21 protein-coding genes are annotated in these 25,438 nt (G+C 64.9%); 8 read left to right on the forward strand and 13 right to left on the reverse strand.

The features are described 5' to 3' along the window. Positions 1-21: 21 nt before the first annotated feature. From WBR68_RS22865 to WBR68_RS22875, 3 genes are all read right to left on the reverse strand, one after another. The gene (locus WBR68_RS22865; RefSeq protein WP_230695376.1) at positions 22-963 is read right to left on the reverse strand and encodes an ABC transporter permease; all 942 of its coding nucleotides are present in this window, start codon (positions 961-963) and stop codon (positions 22-24) included. Between the two features lie 97 nt (positions 964-1,060). Then, a complete protein-coding gene (locus WBR68_RS22870; protein WP_230695342.1) occupies positions 1,061-2,011 on the reverse strand; it encodes a siderophore ABC transporter substrate-binding protein in 951 nt (316 codons plus the stop codon). Between the two features lie 56 nt (positions 2,012-2,067). Further along, positions 2,068-4,089 carry a ligand-gated channel protein gene (locus tag WBR68_RS22875; protein ID WP_230695343.1) on the reverse strand — a complete coding sequence of 674 codons (2,022 nt, stop codon included), beginning with the start codon at positions 4,087-4,089 and terminating at the stop codon, positions 2,068-2,070. Positions 4,090-4,299: 210 nt separating this feature from the next. Between WBR68_RS22875 and WBR68_RS22880 the strand changes: the two genes are divergently transcribed. Together WBR68_RS22880 and WBR68_RS22885 are read left to right on the forward strand one after the other, a co-directional pair. Further along, entirely contained in the window at positions 4,300-5,013 is a 714-nt protein-coding gene (locus WBR68_RS22880) for a response regulator transcription factor (protein ID WP_230695344.1), read from the forward strand. Then, on the forward strand, positions 5,013-6,434 hold the full coding sequence (locus WBR68_RS22885) for a HAMP domain-containing sensor histidine kinase (RefSeq protein ID WP_230695345.1): 1,422 nt from the start codon (positions 5,013-5,015) through the stop codon (positions 6,432-6,434). The genes WBR68_RS22880 and WBR68_RS22885 overlap by 1 nt, the downstream gene beginning before the upstream one ends. Here the strand turns inward: WBR68_RS22885 and WBR68_RS22890 are convergent. The 4 genes from WBR68_RS22890 to WBR68_RS22905 form a co-directional block, all read right to left on the reverse strand. Further along, positions 6,424-8,676 carry a TonB-dependent receptor domain-containing protein gene (locus tag WBR68_RS22890; RefSeq protein WP_230695346.1) on the reverse strand — a complete coding sequence of 751 codons (2,253 nt, stop codon included), beginning with the start codon at positions 8,674-8,676 and terminating at the stop codon, positions 6,424-6,426. The two genes, WBR68_RS22885 and WBR68_RS22890, sit on opposite strands and share 11 nt — an antisense overlap. 208 nt (positions 8,677-8,884) lie before the next feature. Further along, positions 8,885-9,703 carry a TatD family hydrolase gene (locus WBR68_RS22895; RefSeq protein ID WP_050445401.1) on the reverse strand — a complete coding sequence of 273 codons (819 nt, stop codon included), beginning with the start codon at positions 9,701-9,703 and terminating at the stop codon, positions 8,885-8,887. Between the two features lie 41 nt (positions 9,704-9,744). After that, complete coding sequence (locus tag WBR68_RS22900) at positions 9,745-10,449, reverse strand: ABC transporter ATP-binding protein (protein WP_050445313.1); 705 nt, start codon at positions 10,447-10,449, stop codon at positions 9,745-9,747. Next, positions 10,442-11,674: a lipoprotein-releasing ABC transporter permease subunit gene (locus WBR68_RS22905; protein WP_230695377.1), complete on the reverse strand. Its 1,233-nt coding sequence runs from the start codon at positions 11,672-11,674 to the stop codon at positions 10,442-10,444. Before WBR68_RS22905 ends, WBR68_RS22900 begins: the two co-directional genes overlap by 8 nt. A 178-nt stretch (positions 11,675-11,852) precedes the next feature. On the opposite strand from WBR68_RS22905, the gene WBR68_RS22910 reads away from it, so the two are divergent. From WBR68_RS22910 to WBR68_RS22935, 6 genes are all read left to right on the forward strand, one after another. Further along, on the forward strand, positions 11,853-12,797 hold the full coding sequence (locus WBR68_RS22910; RefSeq protein WP_230695347.1) for a hypothetical protein: 945 nt from the start codon (positions 11,853-11,855) through the stop codon (positions 12,795-12,797). Continuing rightward, complete coding sequence (gene recJ / locus WBR68_RS22915; RefSeq protein WP_100856260.1) at positions 12,779-14,479, forward strand: single-stranded-DNA-specific exonuclease RecJ; 1,701 nt, start codon at positions 12,779-12,781, stop codon at positions 14,477-14,479. The genes WBR68_RS22910 and recJ overlap by 19 nt, the downstream gene beginning before the upstream one ends. Before the next feature lie 311 nt (positions 14,480-14,790). After that, positions 14,791-15,895 (forward strand): peptide chain release factor 2 gene (prfB, locus tag WBR68_RS22920; protein ID WP_100856261.1). Its coding sequence is split into 2 segments (ribosomal slippage): positions 14,791-14,871 and positions 14,873-15,895, totalling 1,104 coding nucleotides; the frame shifts between segments, so codons are not numbered across the junction. Between the two features lie 43 nt (positions 15,896-15,938). Further along, a complete protein-coding gene (locus tag WBR68_RS22925; protein ID WP_127184960.1) occupies positions 15,939-16,694 on the forward strand; it encodes an SDR family oxidoreductase in 756 nt (251 codons plus the stop codon). A gap of 10 nt (positions 16,695-16,704) precedes the next feature. Further along, positions 16,705-18,228 (forward strand): lysine--tRNA ligase, encoded by a 1,524-nt coding sequence (lysS, locus tag WBR68_RS22930; RefSeq protein ID WP_127184961.1) that lies wholly within the window; start codon positions 16,705-16,707, stop codon positions 18,226-18,228. Positions 18,229-18,252: 24 nt separating this feature from the next. After that, positions 18,253-18,573, forward strand: a complete 321-nt coding sequence (locus tag WBR68_RS22935; RefSeq protein ID WP_050445307.1) for a hypothetical protein — start codon at positions 18,253-18,255, stop codon at positions 18,571-18,573. On the opposite strand, the gene WBR68_RS22940 is transcribed toward WBR68_RS22935, so the two are convergent. The 6 genes from WBR68_RS22940 to WBR68_RS22965 form a co-directional block, all read right to left on the reverse strand. Beyond that, the gene (locus tag WBR68_RS22940) at positions 18,570-19,277 is read right to left on the reverse strand and encodes a TetR/AcrR family transcriptional regulator (RefSeq protein WP_230695348.1); all 708 of its coding nucleotides are present in this window, start codon (positions 19,275-19,277) and stop codon (positions 18,570-18,572) included. The two genes, WBR68_RS22935 and WBR68_RS22940, sit on opposite strands and share 4 nt — an antisense overlap. Before the next feature lie 6 nt (positions 19,278-19,283). After that, positions 19,284-20,438 carry a thiolase family protein gene (locus WBR68_RS22945; RefSeq protein WP_230695349.1) on the reverse strand — a complete coding sequence of 385 codons (1,155 nt, stop codon included), beginning with the start codon at positions 20,436-20,438 and terminating at the stop codon, positions 19,284-19,286. Continuing rightward, entirely contained in the window at positions 20,435-22,276 is a 1,842-nt protein-coding gene (locus tag WBR68_RS22950; protein ID WP_370641269.1) for an AMP-dependent synthetase/ligase, read from the reverse strand. The genes WBR68_RS22945 and WBR68_RS22950 overlap by 4 nt, the downstream gene beginning before the upstream one ends. Positions 22,277-22,287: 11 nt before the next feature. Next, complete coding sequence (locus tag WBR68_RS22955; protein ID WP_230695378.1) at positions 22,288-23,082, reverse strand: ABC transporter ATP-binding protein; 795 nt, start codon at positions 23,080-23,082, stop codon at positions 22,288-22,290. 76 nt (positions 23,083-23,158) lie between these two features. Then, positions 23,159-24,340 carry an ABC transporter substrate-binding protein gene (locus WBR68_RS22960; RefSeq protein WP_050445304.1) on the reverse strand — a complete coding sequence of 394 codons (1,182 nt, stop codon included), beginning with the start codon at positions 24,338-24,340 and terminating at the stop codon, positions 23,159-23,161. A gap of 60 nt (positions 24,341-24,400) precedes the next feature. After that, positions 24,401-25,438 carry a branched-chain amino acid ABC transporter permease gene (locus WBR68_RS22965; protein ID WP_230695351.1) on the reverse strand — a complete coding sequence of 346 codons (1,038 nt, stop codon included), beginning with the start codon at positions 25,436-25,438 and terminating at the stop codon, positions 24,401-24,403.

The following is a 25,438-nucleotide window of genomic DNA, read 5'->3' on the forward strand; positions in this document are numbered from 1 at the left end:
GTAGCGCCATAGAAAGCAGTATCAACCAAGGCGATTCCTCCGCAGGCGCAGCAAGCCCAGGAACAGGATGCTGCCGACCACGCCGACCACGGTGCCGATCGGGATTTCGTAGGGGTGAATCACCAGCCGGCCAATGATGTCGCAGGCCAGCACGAACACGCCGCCCAGCGCCGCCACCCACGGAATGGCGCGCCGCATGTTGTCGCCCAACACCAGGCTGACGGCGTTGGGCACGATCAGCCCCAGAAACGGAATGCCGCCTGCCGTCACCACTACCACCGCCGAAATGGCCGACACAATCAGCAGGCCCACGAAGGTCAGGCGCGCGTGGTTCAGGCCCAGGTTGGACGCGAATTCTCGCCCCATGCCCGCCACCGTATAACGGTCGGCGGCGGCGTAGGCGGCGCATGCCAGCGCAAAGCCGATCCACAGCAATTCATAACGGCCGCGCAACACGCCCGAGAAATCGCCCGTGGTCCAGGCGTGCAGCGATTGCAACAGGTCGAATCGGAAAGCCAGGAAGGTGGTTGCCGCGTGGATGACGCCGCCCAAAATCAAACCGATCAGTGGCACGATGAAGGGCGTGCGCAGCGGCACGCGGCGCAGCAGCGCCAGGAACAGCAAGGTGCCCGCCAGCGCAAAGCCCGTGGCGGTGAGCATCTTGCCGATCACCGGCGTGTCGGGCGCCAGCAAGGTGATGACCAGGATGCCCAGCGTGGCCGATTCCACGGTGCCGGCGGTGGTGGGTTCCACGAAGCGGTTGCGCACCAGCATCTGCATGATCAGGCCCGCCACCGCCAACGCCATGCCGGCCAGCAGCAAGGCCAGCGTGCGCGGCACGCGGCTGACCATCAGCAGGCGCCAGGCGCGCTCGGCCTCTTCGCCCCCACCCCATAGCGCCGTAAGCGACAACGTGCCCGCGCCCAGGCTGACGCTGGCCACGCACAGCGCCGCCAGCAGCATCAACACCGCGGCCAGGCCGCCCCAACCGCTTAGCACCCGCCGCCAATTCACAAACGCCCTTCTTGTACAACCGTCGTGCTGATTGCTTTCATGCCAACTACTTGCCCGCCGCCAACGCCGCCGCGATGTCGTCCACGTTCTGCTGCATGGCGGTCAGGCCGGCGCTGCCCAGCAAATACCAGTTGAAGCCATTCAAATACACCACGCGCTTGTTCTTCCACGCCTTGGTGGGACGCATCAGCTCGTTGTCCAGCATGCGCTGCGCCGACACGCCTTCCCGGCCGATCGCGGCATCGCGGTCAATCACGAAGAGCCAGTCCGGGTCCATTTCGGCGATGAACTCAAACGAGACGGCCTGGCCGTGGTTAGACACGTTCAAATCCTTGGAGGCCGGCTTGATGCCAAACGCATCGTGGATGACGCCAAAGCGCGAGCCCGGGCCATAGGCGCTCATCTTGCCGCCAGTGGTCAGCACGATCAGCGCCGTGCCGGCCGTGGCCGCCTGGCTTTGCAGCGCGGAGATGGACGCGCGCAAGGCATCCAACTGCTGCTTGGCCTGCGCCTCTTTGCCGTAGATGGCGGCCAAGGTTTCGGTGTTGCGCGTGACGCTGCCGACCAGGTCGCGCGGGTTGGCGGTCAGGTCGATGGTGGGAGCCAGCTTGGACAGTTCATCGTATTTGGGCGCCGACCGGCCAGCCACGAAAATCAGCTGCGGCTGGGCGGCATGGATCACCTCGTAGTTGGGTTCAAACAGCGACCCGACTTTCAGGTAGCGCTCGTCGGCGTACTGCGCCAGTTGCGGCGGCAGCTTGGCCACCGTGGGCACGCCCGACACATCCACCCCCAACGCGTGCATCGTATCCAGCACGGCCATGTCCATGACGATGGTCTTGGTTGGATTGGCAGGCACGTTGGTTTCGCCGCGCGCGTGTTTGACGGACACGGTGGCCTGCGCCACGCACACCCCGGCCGCCGCGCTCAGCGCCAACGCGGCGCCCGCCTGTAGCAGCCAACGGCGGGCACAGCTCTTTTTTTTCAGCATCGTCATAGAACCCTCTGTGTATTGCGGGGGGACGAGAAGCGCCCCCCCCTTGCTCATTGCGATCAGAATTTCACGCCCACGCCCAGCCAGTAACGGCGGCCGTCTTCCACGTACTCGTAGTCGTCATACGTGACCTGCTTGTCGAACAGGTTGTAGATGCCGGCATACACCGATACGGTCTTGTTCACCGCGTACGACGCGCCCATGTCCACGAAGGTATAGGACGGCGCCACCACCGCCGACGACGACGCGCCCGTGGTGGGCTGGCTTTCCTTGCCTCGGTAGTTCACGCGCGCCCAGGCTTCCAGCGCGTCCGACGCCTGCCAGTTCACCGTGGTGGTGAACAAATGCTTGGGCAGTTGGTTCAGCGGTTCGCCCTTGTACTGGCCCGACTTCTGTTCCGACTTGGTGTACGTGTAGCTGCTGGTCAAAGACAAATCGCGCGCCAACGGCAGCTTCATGCTGGCTTCCACGCCGCGCGACACGGCCTTGTCCACGTTCATGTAGGTGGTGGGATTGGAGCCGAACTGGTTGGGGCCTTCCGTGCATTGCGACAAGGGGCAAGCCACGCGGGTGATCTTGTCCTTGAAGTCGTTGTTGAACAAAGTCAGGCCGGCGTTGAAGCCTTCGCCATCGTCATATAGGATGCCGATTTCCTCGGTAACCGACTTCTCGGGCGTCAGGTCGGGGTTGCCGTACATGTTGCCGCCCCGGCTGACCTGGCCCCAGCCCGCCACCGTCTGGCGCAGGTCCGGTGCGCGGAAACCCGTGGACACGCCGCCCTTCAAGGTCCAGCGCTCAGCCATGTGCCACACGCCATACAGGCGCGGGCTGAAATGGGTGCCGAAGTTTTCGTCTTCGTCCATGCGCAGGCCGGTGGTGACGGCAAACGATTCGGTCAGGCGCCATTCGTCTTCGGCGAACAAGGCCCACTGATAGCGGTCGACCTTGCTGGGGCCGCCGGCCAGTTGGTTGCCGGTCTGGTCGTTCAGGCGCTGGCTCAAATAGGTGCCGCCCAAGGTCAGCATGTGCGAGCCCAGCGGCATGGTCCAGCTGGTTTGCAGATTCAGGTTCTTGACCTTCATCTGACGCGAGCGGTTGTCAAACTCTTCCTGCTGCACATAGCTGTCCGACACGGCCCAGCCCCAGCGCCCGGTGTGCGACAGCGCCCACTTGTTGCTGCGGTAATCGTTCTGGCCCGACGCCGGGCAGCCGGTGCGTGGGCACGCCACGCCCGGCTCCAGCGGGGCCACCGTCTTGCCCAGCGTTTCCTGCATTTTCTGGCGCATCGTGGTGGCTTCCAGCACGATGTCGTGGTCGCGGTTGGGCGTCAGCGCCAGCTTGGCCGTCACGCTGTCCGAATTGCGCTTGCGAAAGCCGTTGACGATGTCGTCTTCGTCGCGTTGCGAGGCCTGGCCGTAGATCTGCAAACCCAGCAAATCGTTCTTGATGGGACCCGCCAGGTAGAAGTTGCCCTGGTAGATGTCGCCGGATTTATTGCTTTCCTGAATGGTCGTGTCCATGCGGATCTCGCCGCCCCATTCATCGGGAACCTTGCGGGTGATGATGTTGATCACCCCGCCCATGGCGTCCGAACCATACAGCGACGACATCGGGCCGCGCACCACTTCGATGCGCTCGATGGCCGCCAGAGGCGGCGTCCAGCCGCCTTCCACGCCGGCGGAATCCGAGTTGGTGCGGGTTTCGCGCGAGCTCTGGCGCTTGCCGTCGATCAAGATCAGCGTGTATTGCGGGCCCATGCCACGCAGGCTGATGTCCTGGCGGTCACCGCCACCCGTGATGATGACGCCCGGCACTTCCAGCAAGGCGTCGTTCACGTCACGGTAGAACTTCTTGTCCAGGTCTTCGCTGGTGATCACGCTGATGGACGCGGGCGCATCCTGAATCTGCTGTTCGTAGCCACTGGCCGTTACCACGACGGTTTCCAGGGTCTTGGCTTCGTTGGCGTTCTGCGCCCACGCCGCCCCCGGGCCCATGCCCAAACCCGCTGCGCAAAGTGCCGCCGCCAACTGCGTGCGCGATGTCAAAACACGGCCGCCCAAGGCCAGATCGTTGCTGCTCATGATGCTCGCTTGCTCCCGTACCAGACCTTGCCGCGCCCCTTGCGCGGCCTTGGGTCTGCCTCTTATTTCTTAATGAAAACTATTCTCATATTAGAATTGAGGCCTTCGGAACCCGGCAAACACCTTTCCGCAACTTTTATCTTCTTCGCACTTCTTGACACTCCGGCAGGCGGCGTTCAGCCACACTACCGAGTGCGGAACCCCATCAGAATGCTCTTCTCCCAATCAGCGCCTGCGCGCCGCATCCTGCTCATCGACGACGACGTCGAACTGGCGCAGATGCTGCAGGAATACCTTGAACCCAATCATTGCCTGCTCAGCCTGGCCCACACGGGCGCCCACGGGCTTGCCCTGTTGGCGCAGCAAGACTACGACCTGATCCTGCTGGACCTGATGCTGCCAGATGGCAATGGCCTGGACCTGCTCAAGCAATACCGGCAACGATCGCGACGCCCGGTCATCATGTTCACGGCGCACGGCGGTGAAACCGACCGCGTGTTGGGACTCGAATTCGGCGCCGACGACTATCTGGCCAAGCCCTTCAGCCCGCGCGAGCTCAAGGCGCGCATGACGGCGGTGCTGCGGCGCTTTGAAGAAATTCCGGAAACCACCCGGCCCAGCCTGACGGTGGGCGCCTTGTCGCTGGACCCGGCCACGGGCCGCGCGCGGCTGGACACCGAAGAGGTGCCGCTGACAGGCGCCGAGCAGCGCATCCTGGAACTGCTGATGCGCGCCCCCGGCCAGGTGGTGGCGCGCGAGCAGATCGGCCTGTACGCGCTGGGCCGACGGCCTGACCGCTACGACCGCAGCATCGACACCCACATCAGCGCCTTGCGCAAGAAACTACATCTGGACCAGGCCAACGGCGCGCTGTCGATCCGCAACCTGCGCGGCCTGGGCTATGTGCTGGCGGGTTCGGCCTGATGCCCTGGTTGTTGCCCACGCGGTCGCTGTTCTGGCGCGCATTCCTGACGTTCTGGTCCGCCATGGCCATCATCCTGGTCTGCGGCATGCTGTTCACGGCGGCCGTCGCCTGGTATCGCATCAATTCCCTGGACGGCCTGAACCCCGCCAGCCTGACGCACGACGCGGAACAGGTGGCGCGCATTCATGGCGAAGGCGGGCTGCGACGCTGGGTCGAAGCGATGGACCAGCGCTATTCCGCGCTGAAGATCTACATCCTGGACGCAAACGACGCCGAAATCCTGGGCCGCACGCTGCCCGCCCGCATGCACGATTGGCTCAGCGCCTATCGCGCCGCGTCGGACCGGCCCACGCAGGCTGAACTGCTGGCGCCCGAGACCTCGGGCCAGCGCGTGTCGTGGTGGCAACCCCAGCTTCTGGTGCTGCCTGATGGCTCCGAACGGCTGATGCTGTTCCTGCCATTCGACTCCTCGCACTGGGAAGTGCTGGGGCTGTCGCCCGTGGCGCTGGCCTTGCTGCTGTTCGCGCTGGCGGTCACGGCGCCCTTCTGCTGGGCGCTGACGCGTCACGTCACCGCGCCCCTGACGCAGTTGCGCCACACCACGCATGCCTTGGCGGCGGGCGACCTGGACGCCCACACACCGGCCAAGCTGGCCGGGCGCAAGGACGAACTTGGCCTGCTTGCGCGCGACTTCAACGCCATGGCGGACCGCTTGAAGGCGGTGGTGGATACGCGCGAACAATTGCTGCACAACATCGCGCACGAGCTACGCTCGCCGCTGGCCCGCCTGCGTCTTGCCAGCGAGCTGGCGCGCCGCAAGGACGAACGCCAGGACGTGCAACTGGACCGCATCGAACGTGAATGCGAGCGGCTGGACGCGCTGGTCGGCAGCACCTTGCGGCTGGCCCGCCTGGGCGCGCTGCCGGAACCGCGCGAGGTGCTGGACCTGACCGACATCGTCAGCGCGGTGGTGGACGACGCCCGCTTTGAAGCCAGCGAACAGCAGTTGCGTATCGTGTGGGAGCCGCAGGCGCCGGTGACTCTCATCGGCGACCGCGACAGCCTGTCCAGCGCCATCGAAAACGTCATGCGCAACGCGCTGCGCTTTGCGCCCGCCCACAGCGCGATCCGGGTGCGGCTGCTGGAGCACGCCGATGTCGTTTGCGTAGAGATTGAAGACCGGGGACCCGGGGTCGCGCAGGAAGACCTGGAATCCCTGTTCGAGCCATTTTTCCGCGCCGCCTCGGGCGCCAGCACGCCGGGTTCCGGCGCGGGCCTGGGCCTGTCCATTGCCCAGGCCGCGGTGGCGGCACATAAAGGCCGCATCCGGGCGCGCAACGTCTCGCCGCAGGGCTTGAGCGTGCGCATCGAGCTGCCGCGCGAGGCGCGGCAGCCCTTGTCCACCGGCATCAGAACGTGATGTTCGCCGATACCCACAAGCGGCGGCCTTCCAGCACCTGGCGGTACGAGTTGGTCCAGTTGGCGTTCGCGGCGGGCGTGGTGGAACCCACCTTCGTCGGACCGTAGTTCACGAAGTTCTTGTCGAACAGGTTGAACACCGACGCCGACAAGGTGACGTTCTTGTTGACGATATACGAGCCGCCCGTGCTGGCCAGCCAGTACGGGTTGTAGAACACCTGCTCTTTTTCCCAGTTCATGTTGTTGAACTGCTTGGCGCGGTATTCGCCACGCGCCCACACGTTGAACTGGTCGTTGATGCGCCAGTTCAAGCCCAGGTTCAGGGCGTGGCGCGGTTGCGAGCCCAGCGGTTGGCCTTCCTTGTCGCCCGAGGTGACTTCGCTGGCGGTCAGCGTGTAGTTGCCGTTGAACGAGACGCCGCCCCCCAATGGCACCCGGCCGCCCAGCTCAAAGCCCTGGATGGTGGCGGTATCGACGTTCACGCGCTGCGAAAAGTCCGCCACGGGGATGCCGTTGCGTTCCCAGACGCCCAAGTCCAGGCACCCGGCCACCGGGCCGCCCACGGCCAGGCAATTGGGCACGCTTTGGTTGTCGATCTTGTCCTTGAACTTGGTGTGGAATGCCGTCAGGTTGCCGGACAGGCCCTCGCCGTCGTCAAACAGCAGGCCCAGTTCGGACGCGGTGCTGCTTTCCGGCTTCAGTTGCGAATTGCCCAGCAAGGGCTTGGTGCCCTGCGCGCCCAGGCCGATGATGCCGTCGGTCATCAGGTTGATGTCGGGCGTCTTGTAGCCCTTGCTGACACCGCCCTTGACCGTCCACATCGGCGTGGCGTTCCAGACCAGGTAACCACGTGGGCTCCACTTGCCGCCGAATTGTTCGTTGCGGTCGTAGCGGGCGCCGGCCGTCAGCGCCAGGTCGTCGACAATGCGCCATTCGTCTTCGGCGAACAGCGCCCATTGATACTGGCGCTGGTCCAGCGGCGCGGACACGAGCGTGTCCTTGAAATGCTGTTCACGCCACTGCCCGCCCACGGTCAGGTTGTGGCGTTCGTTGAGCAGCGGCGTCGTCCACTTGGTGTCGAACACCCAGTTGTCGTATTCCAGATCGCGCTTGTCGCCGTCTGTGGGGCGGCGCGGCGCATTCATCGGATTGGTGCGGCCGATGGTTTCGGTGGTGTCGTAAACAAGGCTGGTGTCGGAACTGAGCGAACCGCTGTAGCGACCCAGGTGCGTCAGCGCGTAACGCTGGCGGTTGAACTTCAATTCGGGTTCGTAGCCGCCGCCCTGGCGCTTGGGCGCGATGCTGCTGTTCAGCGTGCCCAGTTCCTCGTTGCCGTTGTCATAGGTTTGCCAGTTGCTGTCCACATCGAACAGCACGTCGTGGTTGCGGTTGGGTGTCAGCGCCAGGCGCAGGCCCACGTTCTGTTGCGTGCTGTCGCCCAGGCCCGAAAAGGCGGCGATGTTGCCGGTGTAATTGCCGCTGTCGGCTTCCGCCTGGTTGGCGGGGTAGCTGCCGTGCGCGCTCAGGCGGCGGTAGTGGCCGCCGCGCAGGGTCAGGCCCAGCTTGTCGGTCTTGATGGGGCCGCTGAGGTAAAACGCCGCGCCGTAGTTGTTGCCGTAGGTGTTGTCGCCTTGCGCGGTGCCGTCCAGCGTGATCTGGCCGATCCATTCCTGGCTGGTCTTGCGCGTGATGATGTTGATCACGCCGCCCATGGCGTCCGAGCCGTACAACGTGGACATGGGGCCGCGCACGACTTCAATGCGTTCAATGGCGGCCATGGGCGGGATGAAGTTGGTGTCCACGTCGCCAAAGCCGTTGGGCCGCGCGCCCGAACTGTTCTGGTTCAATCGCTTGCCGTCAATCAGAATCAGCGTGTAGTCGCTGGGCAGGCCACGGATGCTGATGTTCATGCCGCCCGCCTTGCCGCCGCGTTCCACCGTCACGCCTTCCACGTCGGCCACCGCATCGGCCAGGTTGTGGAACGGCTTGGTTTCAAGCTGTTCGCGCGTGATCACGGAAATGGACGCGGGCGCGTTCTTGATTTCCTGCTCGAAGCCGGCTGCGGTGACCACCACGGTATCCAGTTGCGCAACGCCCTGGGTGTCTTCCATGCCCCGGTTGGCCGACTGCGCGTGGGCAGCGCCGGTCATGGCGATGGCCATGACCAGGGGCAGCAGGCGGAAAGATGGAAGAATTTTGGGACGAACTGCCCCCAGGACGGTAACGCTTTTCTGAGTAGACATAAGGAATCGCAGGGAACCACCCGGGCGGGTGGCGCGCATCGCGCTGATTGGGATTTTTAACGAACGCCAATGATAGGCATTCCCAATAAGCGGTCCATCCTTTTGCCAGCTTTCATTCAGTTTTTAGAAAGCTTTCAGAAATTTCTTAGATCTTTGATGTATCCATACGACAACCACTGTCATCTGCGTTAAACATTCAGGGACGGATTCAGTCGTCGTCCGTCAGAATTGCAGCCGGCAGGCGCGGCAGTACCCGCATTGCATTGGCCGTGGTGGCATGCGCCACCTGCGCGGGCGTGATGCCGCGCAGCTCCGCCAGAACGGCGGCGATACGCAGCAATTCGCCCGGCCGGTTGCGGCGCTGGGGCGGGTGCAGCCAGGCAGGAGGAATATCCGGCGCATCGGTTTCCAGTACCAGGTGCGCCAAGTCCACGTCCACCGCATGGCGGCGAATCTGCAAGGCCCGTTCATACGTCATGGCGCCCCCCATGCCCAGCGCAAACCCGTGATCAATGAACGCTTGGGCTTGCTGCGCGCTGCCGTTGAAGGCGTGCGCGATGCCGCCAATGGGGCCATGGCGACGCAGGTATTTCAGCAAAATGTCTTGCGACCGGCGCACATGCAGCAACACGGGCAGCTTGAATTCCGCGGCCATGTCCAGTTGGGCGGCATAGAACCGTTCCTGCCGTTCGCGCGCTTCGCCGACAGAAATCTCGGGCACGAAAAAGTCCAGGCCAATTTCACCGATAGCAACAAAGCGGGGGTCGCCCAGGCACTGTTTGATGGTGTCGCGCAGCACGTCCAGGTCGGACTCTTGCGCGCGCTGCACGTAAAGCGGATGGATGCCCAGCGCATAGGCGCCGCCAGCAATCTGGCCGGCCAGCCGTTGCACCACGGAAAAATTGGCGCGTTCGATGGCGGGGATGACGATGGACCCGACGCCGGCTTCGCAAGCGTGGTCGGCCACCTGCTGGCGGTCGGCGTCGAATTCCGCGGCGTCCAGATGACAGTGGGTGTCGATCAGCATGGGCATGGCCTCCTTGGCGGAATTATGCACCCCTGCCAGGCTTACCCCGACACCAGCCTGCCGCTTTCCATCAACAATTGGCGGTCGGCGCGGGCAGCCAGTTCGGGGTCGTGCGTAACGATGGCGAACGCCGTACCCGATTCCTGGTTCACGCGGGTCAGCAGCTCAAACATCTTGTGCGCCGTGTTGCGGTCCAGGTTGCCGGTGGGCTCATCGGCCAGCACACACACCGGGCGCGTCACCAGCGCGCGCGCCAAAGCCACCCGCTGCCGTTCACCGCCCGACAACTGACCCGGAAAATGGTCTTCGCGCGCGGCCAGGCCCACCAGCGCCAGCACCTCGCGCGCGGCCTCGCGGGCCTTGTCGCGGTTTTCGCGACGCACGATCAGCGGCATCGCCACGTTATCCAACGCCGAAAATTCCGGCAGCAGATGGTGAAACTGGTACACAAAGCCCAGGCTGCTGTTGCGCACCGCGCTCTTTTTCGCTTCAGACAGGCCCACGGCCAATTTGCCGTCCACCGACACCGAGCCGCTGTTGGGCACGTCCAGCAGGCCAAGAATGTGCAGCAAGGTGCTCTTGCCCGAGCCCGACGCGCCCACGATGGCGACCATCTCGCCGCGCGCCACCGTCAGGCTGACATCGCTCAGCACATCAATGCGGGCCGCGCCATCGTCGTAGAACTTGACGATGTTTTCGGCTTGCAGCGCGGGGGTCAGGGCGTCTGCGTTGGGAATCTTAATCATGGCGCAGCACCTGTGCCGGTTGCAGGCGCGAAGCGCGCCAACTGGGATACAGCGTGGCCAGCAGCGACAAGACCAAGGACGTCAGGCCGATGGTGACGATGTCGCCCATTTGCGGATCCGACGGCAACGCACTGATGAAATAGACTTCGCGCGGCAGGAAATGCACGCCCAGCAGGCGTTCGATGAAGGGCACGATCACGTCCACGTTGTAGGCAATGGCAATGCCGCCCACCACGCCCAGCAAGGTGCCGATGACGCCGATCAAGGCGCCCTGCACCAGGAAGATGCGGGCCACTTCGCCTGGCCCCGCACCCAGCGTGCGCAGAATGGCGATGTCCGACTGCTTGTCCTTCACGGCCATCACCAAGGACGACAGCAGGTTGAACGCCGCCACGGCAACGATCAAGGCCAGGATCAGGAACATCATGCGCTTTTCGGTCTGCACGGCGGCGAACCAGGTGCGATTGTTGCGCGACCAGTCGCTGGCCATCACGTAGGGCGGCAAGACCTTCTTCAGTTCGTTGGCGACTTCGGGCGCTTTCTGCATGTCGGCAATGCGCAGCCGCACACCCGCCGTGCCGCTTTCGCGGAACACGCGCGCGGCGTCCTGGTTGTCCACGAACGCCAGCGACGAGTCGTATTCATAGTGGCCCGACGAGAACACGCCCACCACGGTGAACTGGCGCATGCGCGGCGCAAAACCGGCCGGGCTGATCGAGCCCTGCGGCGCCATCATCAGCAGCGTGTCGCCCACTTTGACGCCCAGGCCATCGGCCAGCTCATTGCCCAGCACCACGCCGAAGCCGCCGGCTTTCAGGTCGGTCAGCTTGCCCGATACCATCTGGCGCGGCAGGTCAGACACGTTGCCTTCGGTGGCCGGGTCGATGCCCCGTACCTGCACACCGCGCAGCGCCTGGCCGCGTACCAACATGCCCTGCGCCGCCACGAAGGGCGCGCCGGCCTTGACCTCGGGGTTCTTCTCGGCCGCGGTGGCGAACTGCTGCCACTGCTCAAGCACCCGTTCTGGCAAGGCGCCGGGAATGTAGAGTTCGATGTGCGGCAGCACCGACAACATGCGGTCGCGCACTTCTTTTTGAAACCCGTTCATCACGGACAGCACCACGATCAGGGCGGCAACGCCCAGCGCGATACCCGCCATGGAACTGGCGGCGATGAAGGAGATGAAGCGATCGCGGCGCCCGCGTCGCTGGCGGATTCGGGCCATCCCGGCATAGCGGGCGCCTATCCATAGTTCGTAGGGTATTTTCAGCACGTGCGCATTATGGCATTAACGGCCTGGAAATCGCGCCGCGGATGTGCGGTTCCACGACCAGCCGTGTCAAGCTATGGCAGGCGCTACCCCCCCTTAGTTCCCGCCGCCTTGCCAGACTACAATCCCCGCCATGCTGATCGTCATTCCGGGCGCCCTGCCCGCCCTTCCCGTTGCCGCCGAACTGGCCAAACTGCTACCCGAGCGCGCCCCCACGCTGCACCACTGGTTGCAGGCCGGCACCGCCCGCGCCACGCCGTTTGATATGCGCGCCCACGGCTGTACCGCTTTCGAATCCTGGCAACTGAACCGCGCGGGCTACCAGGCCGAACCCGGCCTGCTGCAAGGCGCGGGGCTGGGGCCTCTGCTGGCGGGGGACCAAGCCCCTGCCGGCCAGGCCGTTTGGCTGGCCGAGTTGGTCCACCTGGCATTGGGGGCCGATCAGGCCAACCTGCTGGACCCGGCGCAAATGGATTTGCGCGCGCAGGAATCCGACGCCCTGCTGGACACGGCGCGCCCGCTGTTTGACGGTACGGGTTTCGCCGTCCACGCGCTGTCACCCCAACGCTGGCGCTTGACGCTGCCCGAGGGCTTGCGTCCGCAGACCGCGTCGCCACAGGTGGTGGCCGGCCACCGGCTGAACGAGTGGTGGCGCCAAGACGCCGAAACCCGCCCCTGGCGCCGGCTGCTCAATGAAATTCAGATGGCGTGGCACGAACACCCCGTCAACGACGAGCGCGCCGCGCGCGGCCTGCCCCCGGTCAACGCCTTGTGGCTGTACGGCGGCGGCACGCCCTGGACGGCCAAGCCTGCCGGTGCCGAGTACGTGCTGACCGGGCTGGACGCCCCGCAACGGACGGGCGACTGGTCCGGCTGGCTGGACGCCTTGGCCGAACTGGATGCGCAGCACCTGCGCCCGCTGGCCGGCAAGCATGGCCTGCCCGCCGCCCCCACCGAACTGCTGCTGCTGGGCGACGACCGCCAAGCCGCGCTGACCCTGAAACCGCGCGGGGGCCTGCTAGGCTTGCTGCCCGCGCCCAAGAAAAACTGGAGCGCCTGGTGGTCTCACCCCGCTTAACGACCCGACCCGCCGCCCTGGAAGCCTGCCGCATCCTGGAAGCGTCGGGCATCCATCCGCTGCTGGCCCGCCTGTGGGCCGCGCGCGGCGTCACGCACCCTGATCAAACCAAGCTGGCGTGGCCGTCGCTGCTGCCGCCCGCCGGCCTGACCCATTCCGCGCACGCCGCCGGCGTGCTGGCCGACGCCATCCAGGCCGGCAAGAAGCTCTTGATCGTGGCCGACTACGATTGCGACGGCGCCACCGCCTGCGCGGTCGGCCTGCGCGCCCTGTCCGCCATGGGCGCCGACGTTGACTTCCTGGTGCCGAACCGCTTTGAAACCGGCTATGGCCTGTCGCCCGCCGTGGTGGACCTGGCCGTGCGCCACCGCAGCGGCAAGCCCGACATCATCATCACCGTGGACAACGGCATCGCCAGCGTCGACGGCGTGGCCGCCGCCAACGACGCCGGCATCGGCGTGGTCATCACCGACCACCACTTGCCGGGCGACACCTTGCCCGACGCGCTGGCCATCGTGAACCCGAACCAACCCGGCTGCGGTTTCCCGTCCAAGAACCTGGCGGGCGTGGGCGTGATCTTCTACATGATGCTGGCCTTGCGCGCCGAACTGCGCCGCCGTGGCGTCTACCCGGCCGATGGCGGCCCGCGCCTGGATGCGCTGTCAGATCTGGTGGCCTTGGGCACCGTGGCCGACGTGGTCAAGCTGGACGCCAACAACCGCCTGCTGGTCACGCAAGGCCTGCAACGCATGCGCAGCGGCCGCCTGCAACCGGGCCTGCGCGCGCTGTTCGCCGTGGCCGGCCGCGAGCCGCGCAGCGCCAATGGTTTCGACCTGGGCTTTGCGCTGGGTCCGCGCATCAACGCAGCGGGCCGCCTGGCCGACATGAGCCTGGGCATTGCCTGCCTGACCACCGACGACGAAGCGCAGGCGTTGGAAATGGCGCGAGAGCTTGACAACATCAACCGCGAACGCCGCACCATCGAAGCCGAAATGCGCGAGCAGGCGCTGGCCGCCATGGAAGAACCCAACGCGGCGGCGGGCGCCACGGTCTGCGTGTTCGACCCCGGTTGGCACCAGGGCGTGGTGGGCCTGGTGGCCTCGCGCCTGAAAGAAAAATTCTGGCGCCCCACCCTGGCGTTCGCCCCCGCGGGCGACGACGAGATCCGGGGGTCGGGCCGTTCGATTCCCGACGTGCACCTGCGCGATGCGCTGGACCTCGTATCCAAGCGCCATCCCAATCTGATCCGCAAGTTCGGCGGCCACGCCATGGCGGCCGGCCTGACGCTGGGCCGCGCCGACTTCCCCGCCTTCGCCCCCGCGTTCGACGCGGCGGTGCGTGAGCTGACCGGCCGCGACACGTTTGAGCCCGTCATCGAAACCGATGGGTCTTTGGAGTCGGGCTACGCCAACGCCGAAGTCGCGGGCATGCTGCAGCAACAGGTCTGGGGCGCCGGCTTTGCCGCTCCCTTGTTCCTGGACGAATTCACCGTGCGCAACCAGCGTTTGGTTGGTGAAAAGCATTTGAAGCTGTCATTGGAACGCGGGCATCAGCGCTTTGACGCCATCTGGTTCGGCCACGACCAATCGTTGCCGGAACACATACAGGCCGCGTACCGGCTGGAGCAGAACGTGTGGAACGGGATGGTGTCGGTACAGTTGGTGATCGAACACGCGGGGTAAAAAGCGGATTCACATCCGTAGGATGGGTGAAGCGCGGCAAAGTCCGCGCAAGAACGCAGGTGTAGAACGCGCGCAACCCATCAAACAACGCCCAATTCTCATGGGCCGTATCTATACGGTGGCGGCCGGCTGATGGGTTACGCGCGTCCCGCACCTGAATTCTTGCCAACGCCTTCCCGCGCTTCACCCATCCTACGATCAGCGCGCCCGCTCTATCCCATCCGTCCCCCCCGTCTTACAACACCCGCCCGCGCTATTGCCTCATCCACGGTAAAATGCCAGGTTTCGCACAAAAGTCATCAGGAATCATCATGGAAGCCGAACGTCAGAACCAGCTCGCAGCCCGCCTCGCCGATTATGCGGAGCGCGAACAGGCTCTACGGAGGTATCTTTGACTACGATGCCAAAGCTGAACGCCTGCACGTTGTAAACGCCGAGCTCGAAGACCCGGCGGTCTGGAACGACCCCAAGCACGCCCAGGACCTGGGCCGTGAAAAGAAAGCCCTGGAAGACGTGGTGGAAACGCTCACCGGTCTTGGCACGGGCCTGGCCGATGCCAATGAATTGTTCGAACTGGCCGAGGCCGACGACGACGATTCCACCCTTGAATCCATCGAAAAAGACGCCGACGCATTCCAGGAAAAGCTCGAAAACCTGGAATTCCGCCGCATGTTCTCCAATCCGGCCGACCCGCTGAACTGCTTCCTGGACATCCAGGCGGGCGCGGGCGGCACGGAAGCGCAGGACTGGGCCTCGATGCTGCTGCGTCAGTACCTCAAGTACGCCGAGCGCAAGGGCTTCAAGGTTGAAGTGCTGGAAGAATCCGAAGGCGACGTTGCGGGCATCAAGTCGGCCACCATCAAGATGGAAGGCGAATACGCCTTTGGCTACCTGCGCACCGAAACCGGCGTGCATCGCCTGGTCCGCAAAAGCCCGTTCGATTCCTCCGGCGGCCGCCACACGTCGTTTGCCAGCGTGTTCGTGTACCCGGAAGTCGACGAATCATTCGAAGTTGAAGTAAACCCCGCCGACCTGCGCGTGGACACCTACCGCGCGTCCGGCGCGGGCGGTCAGCACATCAACAAGACCGATTCCGCCGTGCGCCTGACCCACATCCCCACGGGCATCGTGGTGCAGTGCCAGAACGACCGTTCGCAGCACCGCAACCGAGCCGAAGCCATGCAGATGCTGAAGTCCAAGCTCTACGAACTGGAAATGCGCAACCGCATGGCCGAACAGCAGAAGCTGGAAGACTCCAAGACCGACGTGGGCTGGGGCCACCAGATCCGTTCCTACGTGCTGGACCAGAGCCGCATCAAGGACCTGCGCACGAACGTTGAAATCTCCAACACGCAAAAAGTGCTGGACGGCGACCTGGATCCCTTCATCCAGGCCAGCCTGAAGCAAGGCGTTTAAGTTTGTCGCAGTACTTCCGCTAACCGCACCCAGAGGTCCACGAATGTCTGACACCATCGCAATCCTTACCGGCGCTTCGCGCGGCATCGGCGCCGCCATGGCGCGCGGCCTGCTCAAACCGGGCACCCGCCTGATCACGCTGGCGCGCCGCGAAGACCCCGAACTGGCCGCCTACGCGCGGTCGCAGGATGTGCAACTGGAACAACTGTCCGTGGACCTCTCGGACCTGAAGGCAGCGGAAACCGCGGCCGAACGCATCTGCTCGGCCCTGCCCCGCGATGCCAAGCGCTATCTGCTGATCAACAATGCGGGCACGGTGCACCCCGTGGCCGGCACCGACGCCTTGACCGACAGCGCGGCCATTACCGCCGCGTTCAATCTGAACGTCACCGCCGTCATGCTGCTGACCGCGCGCTTTTTGGCCGCCGTCGAAGACCTGAAGGCCGACCGCCGCGTGCTGAACATCTCGTCTGGCGCGGGCCGCAACCCGAACGCCGGCTGGGGCGTCTACTGCGCCACCAAGGCCGCGCTGGACATGTATACGCGCGTGGTCAAGCAGGAACAAGGCGATGACGGCGCGCGCATCGTCGCGCTGGCCCCCGGCATCGTCGACACCGACATGCAGGTCGCCATCCGTTCCAGCGACCCCGACAGCTTCCCGGCGCTGGCCAAGTTCCAGGACTTCCACGCCACCGGCAAGCTCGCTTCGCCCGCCAACGTGGCCGCCCGCATCCTTGCCTACCTGGATCGCGAAGATTTCGGCACGACCGAAATCGACGACATCCGCAATTACGACTGATCCCCTTACCATGACCGACCACTCGACCACTCCGGCACCCGCCCAGGATGAAAACCGCTTGATCGCCGAACGGCGCGCCAAGCTGGCCAAACTGCGCGAAACCGGGGTCGCGTACCCCAACGATTTCGTTCCGGACGCCCGCGCCGCCGCGCTGCACGACAAGTACGACGGCGAAGAACAGGAAGCCCTGGCCGCCGCCGCCGTCACCGTCAAGGTCGCCGGCCGCATGATGCTCAAGCGCGTCATGGGCAAGGCCAGCTTCGCCACGCTGCAAGACAGCACCGGCCGCATCCAGATCTACCTGGACCGTGGCACGCTGGGCGAAGACAACTACGCCGCGTTCAAGCAATGGGACATCGGCGACATCATCGCGATCGAAGGGTCGGTCTTCAAGACCAACAAGGGCGAACTGTCGGTGCATGCCGCCACCGCCCGCCTGCTGTCGAAGTCGCTGCGCCCGCTGCCCGACAAGTTTCACGGCGTGGCCGACCAGGAACTGCGCTACCGCCAGCGCTACGTTGACCTGATCATGACGGACACCACGCGCCGCACGTTTGAAGCGCGCAGCAAGGCCGTGGGCAGCATCCGCCAGTTCATGCTGAACGCCGGCTTCCTGGAAGTGGAAACGCCCATGCTGCACCCGATTCCGGGTGGCGCGGCGGCCAAGCCCTTCGTCACGCACCACAATGCGCTGGACATGGAAATGTACCTGCGCATTGCGCCCGAGCTCTACCTGAAGCGCCTGATCGTCGGCGGCTTCGAGCGCGTGTTCGAAGTCAACCGCAACTTCCGCAACGAAGGCGTCAGCCCGCGTCACAACCCTGAATTCACGATGATGGAGTTCTACGCGGCCTTTGCGGAATACCGCTGGCTGATGGACTTCACGGAAGAACTGATCCGCCAGGCGGCCGTCTCGGCCACCGGCAGCGCCGTGCTGACGTATCAGGAACGCGAGCTGGACTTGTCCAAGCCGTTCGACCGCCTGACCATCTGCGAAGCCATCCTGAAGTACGCGCCGGGCTACACCCAGGAACAACTGGACGACCCCGCCTTCGTACGCGCCGAATTGAAGAAGCTGGGCGCGGATGCCGACGGCCCGGTGCTGTCGCGCGCCGGCCTGGGCGCGCTGCAACTGGCGCTGTTCGAAGAGACGGCCGAAGCCAAGCTCTGGAACCCCACCTACATCATCGACTACCCGGTTGAAGTGTCGCCGCTGGCGCGCGCTTCCGACACGCGCGAAGGCATCACCGAGCGCTTCGAGCTGTTCATGACGGGCCGCGAAATCGCCAACGGCTTCTCGGAATTGAACGACCCCGAAGACCAGGCCGAACGCTTCCGCTCGCAAGTGGAAGCCAAGGACGCGGGCGACGAAGAAGCCATGTTCTACGACGCGGACTACATCCGCGCGCTGGAATACGGCATGCCTCCGACGGGCGGCTGCGGCATCGGCATCGACCGCCTGGTCATGCTGCTGACCGACAGCCCCAGCATTCGCGACGTCATCCTGTTCCCGCACCTGCGTCGTGAAGACTAAAGGCTGCTTGGCCAAGGCCGCGTCATGATCTTCAAGATCCTGATGCTGCTGCTGATCGCGGCGGGGCTGATCTACTGGATCAAGCAACCCCGCCGCGTTCTGCCGGCTTCGCCCTATGTCTCCGCGCGGCCGCGCCGGCCGGTGTTCATTGCCTTGTGCATCGCCGCCGCGATCTCCGTGGCGGCCGCGATCTTGACGGCCCTGCTGTGGATGGGTGGTGTGGCCGGCGGCGTCACCGGCGGCGGCTATCACGGCGAAGCCGACTTCCTGCTGCCCGTATCCGCTTGCCTGCTGGCCTTGGGCGTGGCGTGCGCCGTGGCCGCATTCTTGAAGCGTCGCGGCTAGGCGCCGGCATCAGGCGATGGTGATGTGGGCCCACCCGGCGCCGGCATCGTCGGCGACGCGTCAGCATCCCCCTCCAGCGGCCACGCGCCCGCCCCTTCTGGCAATGTCGGCAACGACGCCGACAACATCGCATCAATGAAAGCCGCCGGCGCCAGACGCCCGTCCGGCTTGTACCACTGCACCGTCAGGTTCATTGCCCCCAGCACGCAGCGCTTGATGACGCGCGCATCGCCCTTGATCAGGCCTGCATCCACGGCCCCCGCCACCACCGACTGCCACATCGCCTCGTAGTGATCGCTTAGCGCCTTCACCGCCGACTGGCTGGGCGCGGACAAGCTGCGCCATTCGTACACCAGCGCGTTCATGGCGTCGCCGCCCGCCCCTTGCAGCATGCTCCACATGTGCACGCGAAACAGCGCCGCCAGGCGGTCGGCCGGCGCGTCGTAGTGCGCCAGCGCCCGTTCGCCGCCGTCGATCACTTCCTGGATGCCGTTGTTCATGACGGCCACCAGTATTTCTTCCTTGCTGCGGAAATGGTGGAACAGGCTGCCGGACTGCAAGCCCACGGCGCGGGCCAGTTCGCGCACGGTGGTGCGCTCGTAGCCGTGCTTGCAGAACAGCCTGCCCGCCGTCAGCACCAGCTCGCGACGGCGCTCGGACTCCGTGCCTTCATCGCGCGGCGCGGCGGCCACGGTCTTGTTCATGGCGGTTCACAGTCTCTGGATGATGGTCGCCGTGGCCATGCCATGGCCGATGCACATCAGTTGCATGCCGATCTCGCCCTCGGTGGCTTCAAGCCCGGCCAGCATCTTGGCCATCAAGCCCGCGCCGGTCGCCCCCAAGGGATGGCCGTGCGCAATCGCGCCGCCCCACGGGTTCACGCGCGACGGCTTGGCGTCCAGCTCGCGCTGCCAGGCCAGCACCACGCTGGCGAAGGCCTCGTTGATTTCGATCCAATCGATGTCGTCCAGCGCCAGGCCGGCACGCGCCAAGGCCATGCGGGCGGCGGGGATCACGCCCGTCAACTGCATCACGGGGTCCGAGCCGACCGCCACCCGCGCCAGGAACCTGGCTCGTGGCCGCAGCCCGTCAGCCAGCGCCGTGTCGTGGTCGGCCAGCAATACCGCCGCCGCGCCGTCCGCCAATTGGCTGGCGTTGGCAGCGGTGACACCTCCCTGCCCCGCCGGCCGCATCGCCGGCGCCATCGCCGCCATGCGCGTCGGGTCGGTGGTTTCGCGGATGCCTTCATCGCGATGCACAGCGGCCTGCGGACCCGGCAGCAATTCCGCGTGCAACCCGGCGCGCGCGGCGGCCCAGGCGCGCGCATGGCTTTCGCGTGCCCAGTCATCCATGTCGGCCTGCGACAAGCGCCAGTGCTCGGCAATGCGCTCCGCGCTTTCAATCTGGTGGATCAGGGCATGGCGCTCCAGCAGCGCCGGGTTCAGCGATTCAAAGCCCTTGAATTCGCTTTGCCCCAAGGTCACGTCCAGGAACATCGGCACCCGGCTCATGCTTTCGACACCGCCCGCCACCACATAGCGCATGTCGCCTGCCGCGATGGCTTGCGCGCCGAAGTGCACCGCCTGCTGGCTGGATCCACACATGCGGTTCAGCGTCACGCCTGGCACGCTTTCCGGCAGGGTCGACAACATCGCCGCCAAGCGCCCCACGTTCGCGCCCTGCTCGCCCGCCTGGCTGACGCAGCCCGCGATCAGGTCCTCGACCTTTTCACCAGGCAAGCCGGCACGCGCCAGCAAGCCGTCCACCGTCTGCGCCAGCAGCGTGTCTGGCCGCGTGTCGGCCCACCATCCGCCGCGCCGACCGAACGGCGTGCGCACCGCTTCCACGATCACGGCTTCGTTCATGCCATCGTCTCCTCAACGTAGAGCATTTCAATTTCCTTGGCGTAGGTGCGATAGATGCTGGCCCGGCGCACCTTCATCGTGGCCGTCACCTCGCCATCGTCATGATCCAGTTCCTTGGTCAGCAGGTGAAAGCGCTTGATCTGGGACACGGGCGCAAGCCCGGCGTTGGCGCGCGACACTTCCTGCTGCACCAGTTCGCGCACCTCCGCCGTTTCGGCCAGCGACCGGAAATGCGTGAACGCAATGCGGCGCGACTCGGCCCACTTGCCCACCGTGTCGAACTCAAGCTGGATCAGCGCCGACACGAACTTGCGGCCATCGGCAATCACAATGCATTCCTTCACATACGGGCTGCCCTTGACGGCGTTTTCAATTTCAGATGGCGTCAGGTTCTTGCCGCCCGCCGTGATCATGATGTCTTTCAGGCGGTCCACGATGCGCACGCGCCCGTCCTGTTCCGCCACCACGTCGCCCGTGTGCAGCCAGCCGTCTTGCACCGTATCGGCCGTGGCGCCCGCGTTCTTGTAGTAGCCTTGGAACACCATGTCGCCGCGCACCAGCAGTTCGCCGGCGTCGCCCATCTTCCACTCCACGCCCAGAATCGGTTCGCCCACCGTGCCTACTTTCACGCGGTCGGGATGCTGGCCGAAGATCATGCCGGCCGATTCCGTCAGGCCATACACTTCCACCAGCGGCACGCCCAGGGTGCGGAAATAGCGCACCACGTCAGGCGGGATGGGCGCGGCGCCGGTCATTGCGACGCGCACGCGCCGCAAGCCGATGAAGTTCTGCAAGGCGCGCAGCACCAGCCAATACCACAGCGCGTGCGTCAGCCGTTCGCCCGGGCTGTACTGCAAGCGTGACTTCTCCAGAAAGGGTGCGCAGCGCGCCAACGCCTGCCGATACAACCACTGTTGCAGCCGCCCCGCTTCCTGCATCTTGATCGAAATCGATGCGTGCAGCTTTTCCCAGATGCGCGGCACGCCCAGGAAGATCGTCGGTGCCACTTCGCGCAGGTCTTCCTGCACCGTGCGGATGGATTCGCCAAAGTTCACCTGCGAACCCAGGTATAGCGGCACAAAGGTGGACAGCATTTGTTCGGCTACATGGCACAGCGGCAGATACGACAGATGCACGCTGTGCGCGTCCATCGACAAGCGGTCGGCGATGCCCGGCGCCACGCCCCGCATGTTGCGGTAGCTGAGCATCGCGCCCTTGGGCTTGCCAGTGGAGCCGGAGGTGTAAATCATCAAGCCGGTTTCATCCAGCCGCTGTGTGTCCAGGGCAGCGTTCAAGGCCGCGAATTCCGCGGACTCACGGCGTGCCCCATCAGCCTCGATCTCGGCAAAGGTCACGATGCGCTCGCGCTCGGCCGGTGCATAGGAACGCAGCCCCTTGGTTTCGATCATCACAATGCGGCGCAGCAGCGGCAAGCGGTGCGCCACCTGCAACACCTTGTCGGTCTGCTCCTGGTCTTCACACACCACGAGCTCGACGTCGGCATGCTCCAGCACATAGCCCATCTCTTCGGCCGGGCTGGTGGGGTACACGCCCACGGCCACGCCGCCCACGGTGCCCGCCCCCAACTGGGTCAGCAGCCACTCCACCCGGTTCTCCGACACGATGGCAACCCGGCCGCCCATACTCAAGCCCAGGGCGCGCAGGCCGAGCCCTACGCGGCATGCCCGCTGCCAGTAGCCCGCCCAGGTCAGCGGCTTCCAGATGCCAAAGTCTTTTTGCCGGATGGCTATGGCCTCGGGCTGCCGCCGCGCCTGCTCGCGCAGCATCTGCGGCAGGGTCAGTTCGGGCCAAACGGCGGGGTCAATCAACGCAACCATGGCCTTGTCCTTCATGACAGCCAGCGCTTGCGGCGCTTGTAGTGCTTGATGTCGCGAAAGCCGCGCGCGTCACCCGTGCCGCCCACGCCCAGATAGAACTCGCGCACGTCGGGGTCGGCGGCCAGCTTGTCAGCCGAGCCGTCGATCACCACCTTGCCCGTTTCCATGATGTAGCCGTAGTGCGCCACCGCCAGCGCCACCGACGCATTCTGCTCAACCAGCAGCATTGACACGCCTTGCTCGGCGTTGATACGCGCGATGATGGAAAAGATGTTCTCCACCAGCATTGGCGACAAGCCCAGCGACGGCTCGTCCAGCAGCATCAGCCGGGGCTGCGCGATCAACGCGCGGCCAATCGCCAGCATCTGCTGTTCGCCCCCGGACAAGTAGCCTGCCAAGCCGCGCCGCCGTTCGAACAGGCGCGGAAAATAGCCGTAGACCAAATCGAAGTCCACGCGCGCGTCGGGCCGACCCGTCAGCGCGTAAGTGGCCGCCACCAGATTTTCTTCCACGGTCAGGTCTTCGAACACGCGGCGGCCTTCCATGACGTGCGCCAGGCCGGCGCGCACCAGGTTCTGCGGCTTGGTGCCCGCCGTATCACCGCCGTTGAAGGCAATGTGCCCGCGGACCAGTTCCCCGTCCTCCAGGTCCAGCAAGCCGGACACGGCCTTCAGCGTGGTGGACTTGCCCGCCCCGTTGCTGCCCAGAAGCGCCACGATACTGCCGGCCGGCACCGACAGGGACAAGCCGCGCAGCACCTGCACCGCCTTGTTGTAGACGACCTCGATATTGTTGATGTCCAACACCGCCGCGGGCGCGGCGGTGTTGGCCGATGCCGATGTCTGTGCCAACTGCGCGCTTTGTCCCAGGTTCACAGCCGCCTCACTTCAGCACGATCCAGTCGGACGCCGGCACCATCTGCTTTTGCTTCACATCGGCGCGATAGATGCGGCCCACCGGAATGGAGTTGCCCTTGATCGTGACCGGCACGCCGATCAGACCGCCCGTGTCGAAGTCCTTGATGCCGTCCAGCGCGGCCTTCATGTTGGCGCTAGTCAGTTCCTTGCCGGCATCCAGCGTGCGCTTGGCCACTTCCGAAAACAGCATCGCCGCCAGGAAGCCCTGCATATAGCCGGTGCTCTGGTATTGCGGACGCATTTCGCGGATCTTCTTCAACATCGGCGCATCGCCCTCGGTGTCGTAGTAGTAGCGATAAGGCATCACGCCCATGAAGCCCTCGGCGTCTTCGCCCATCTGCATCACGGTGGAGTTGTCCATGGTCCAGAACGTGCCCATGTAGCGGGTCTTCAGGCCCATGCGCTTGCCCTGCCCGACGAATTCCGGAATGGGCGCCAGCACATAGCCGTGGAAGATGGTGAAGTCCGGATCGGCCCGGCGCAGCTTGATCACTTCGGTCGACACGTCCACGCTACCCGGCGGCGTCATGATTTCGGTGGCGACTTTCAGCCCCAGCTTTTCCGCCACGGCGCGCGAGCTGGCAATGGGGTCGCGGCCAAACTCGGTGTCGGAATATACAAACGCCACTTTCGCGCCCGGTTGTTCCTTGGCGATGTAGCGCAGCAAGATGCCGAACATCTCGGTGTAGTCCGGCCCCAGCATGAACTGCGCCGGATACTTGGCGGGGTCATTCAGTTCAGTGGCGAACGACGCACCGGTCATCAGGATGTCGCCGGTGCGGTTCAATTCCGCGTTGATGGTCTTTGAAAAGCCAGTGGAATCGCCGTAGTAGAAATTCACCTTGTTCTGGCTGGTGATTTTCTTGAAGGCCGCCACCGACGCATCCACCTTGTAGGCCGTGTCTTCCGGCACGTAGCGCAGCTTGCGGCCCTTGATGCCGCCTTGCTCGTTGATGATCTTTACATAGTCGGAAATGCCGGCGTGGATGCCCTGGCCGGCAAAGGCGAACACGCCGCTCAAGGGAATGGACCCGCCCAGCACGAGGTCGTCCGCCGCCTGTGCTGCCGGCGCCGCCGCCAATGCCGCCGCCAGGCCCAACGGGGCCAACAACTTCGATAAACCGCTGCCTATCCGGATGCGCTTCATGATGTGTCTCCTTGGGTCTTGTAGGTGTTGCAATGCGTTTTGCAATCGGCCAGTCAGCGTTCAGGTCCGGAATGGCCACAGGTGGAAGAAGCGGCGCACGCGCCGCCAGATTTCCGCGAGCCCATGCGGCTCGAAGATCAAAAAGCCCACGATCAGCAGGCCGAAAACAATGGTGCGCACGGGCGACACGAGGCGCAGCGCGTCGCCGCCCACGGGCAGCCAGCCCACGATGAGCTTGAGCAGTTCGGGCACCATGGTCATGAACACCGCGCCCAGAATGGCCCCCAGGATCGAGCCCATGCCGCCCACGATGATGGCGGCCAGGAAGAAGATGGACATGATCAGCGGAAAGCTCTCGGGCGTGACGACGCGAAAGAAATACGCCCACAACCCCCCCGCCACACCCGCATAGAACGACGACAGGCCGAACGACAGCAGCTTGTAGCGCAGCAAGTGGATGCCCAGCACTTCGGCCGAAATATCGCGGTCGCGGATGGCGATGAACGCGCGCCCGATGCGGGTGCGGAACAGGTTCGCCGCGCCCAACACCATCAGCACCGTCGCCGGCACGATCAGCCAATAGATCTTGAAGGACGTATCCAGGTCCGTGCCCAGCACGCGCGCGGGCGGCACCTGCAAGCCGCTGGTCCCGCCGGTGAATTCCCAGTTCGCAAAAATGAAGTGCGCAATGAACGAGGCAGCAATGGTCGAAATTGCCAGGTACAAGCCCTTTACGCGCAGCGACGGTATGCCCACCAGCAAGCCGCCCAACATCGCCACCACGCCGCCGCCCAACAGGTTGACCAGCACCGGCGTGCCCAGCCGCAGTTCCATCACCGCCACGGTGTACGCGCCCAGCCCCATGAATGCCGCCTGCCCCAGGCTGACCAACCCGGTGTAGCCCGTCAGGATGTTCAAGCCGGTGGCGCTGGCGATGTTGATGGCGACCAGACACGCCAGGTACAGCCAATAGGCGTCCGCCACGAAGGGAAACAGCACGAGCGACGCCGCTAGCAAAGCCAGCCACACATGCTGGGTGCGCGTATCGAACAGGGCTTCGTCAGCCAGGTAAGTCTGCTTCGCGGTTGCGATGCGCAT

The organism is Achromobacter sp. JD-1, assembly GCF_038594925.1.
GTDB lineage: Bacteria > Pseudomonadota > Gammaproteobacteria > Burkholderiales > Burkholderiaceae_B > Achromobacter > Achromobacter spanius_C.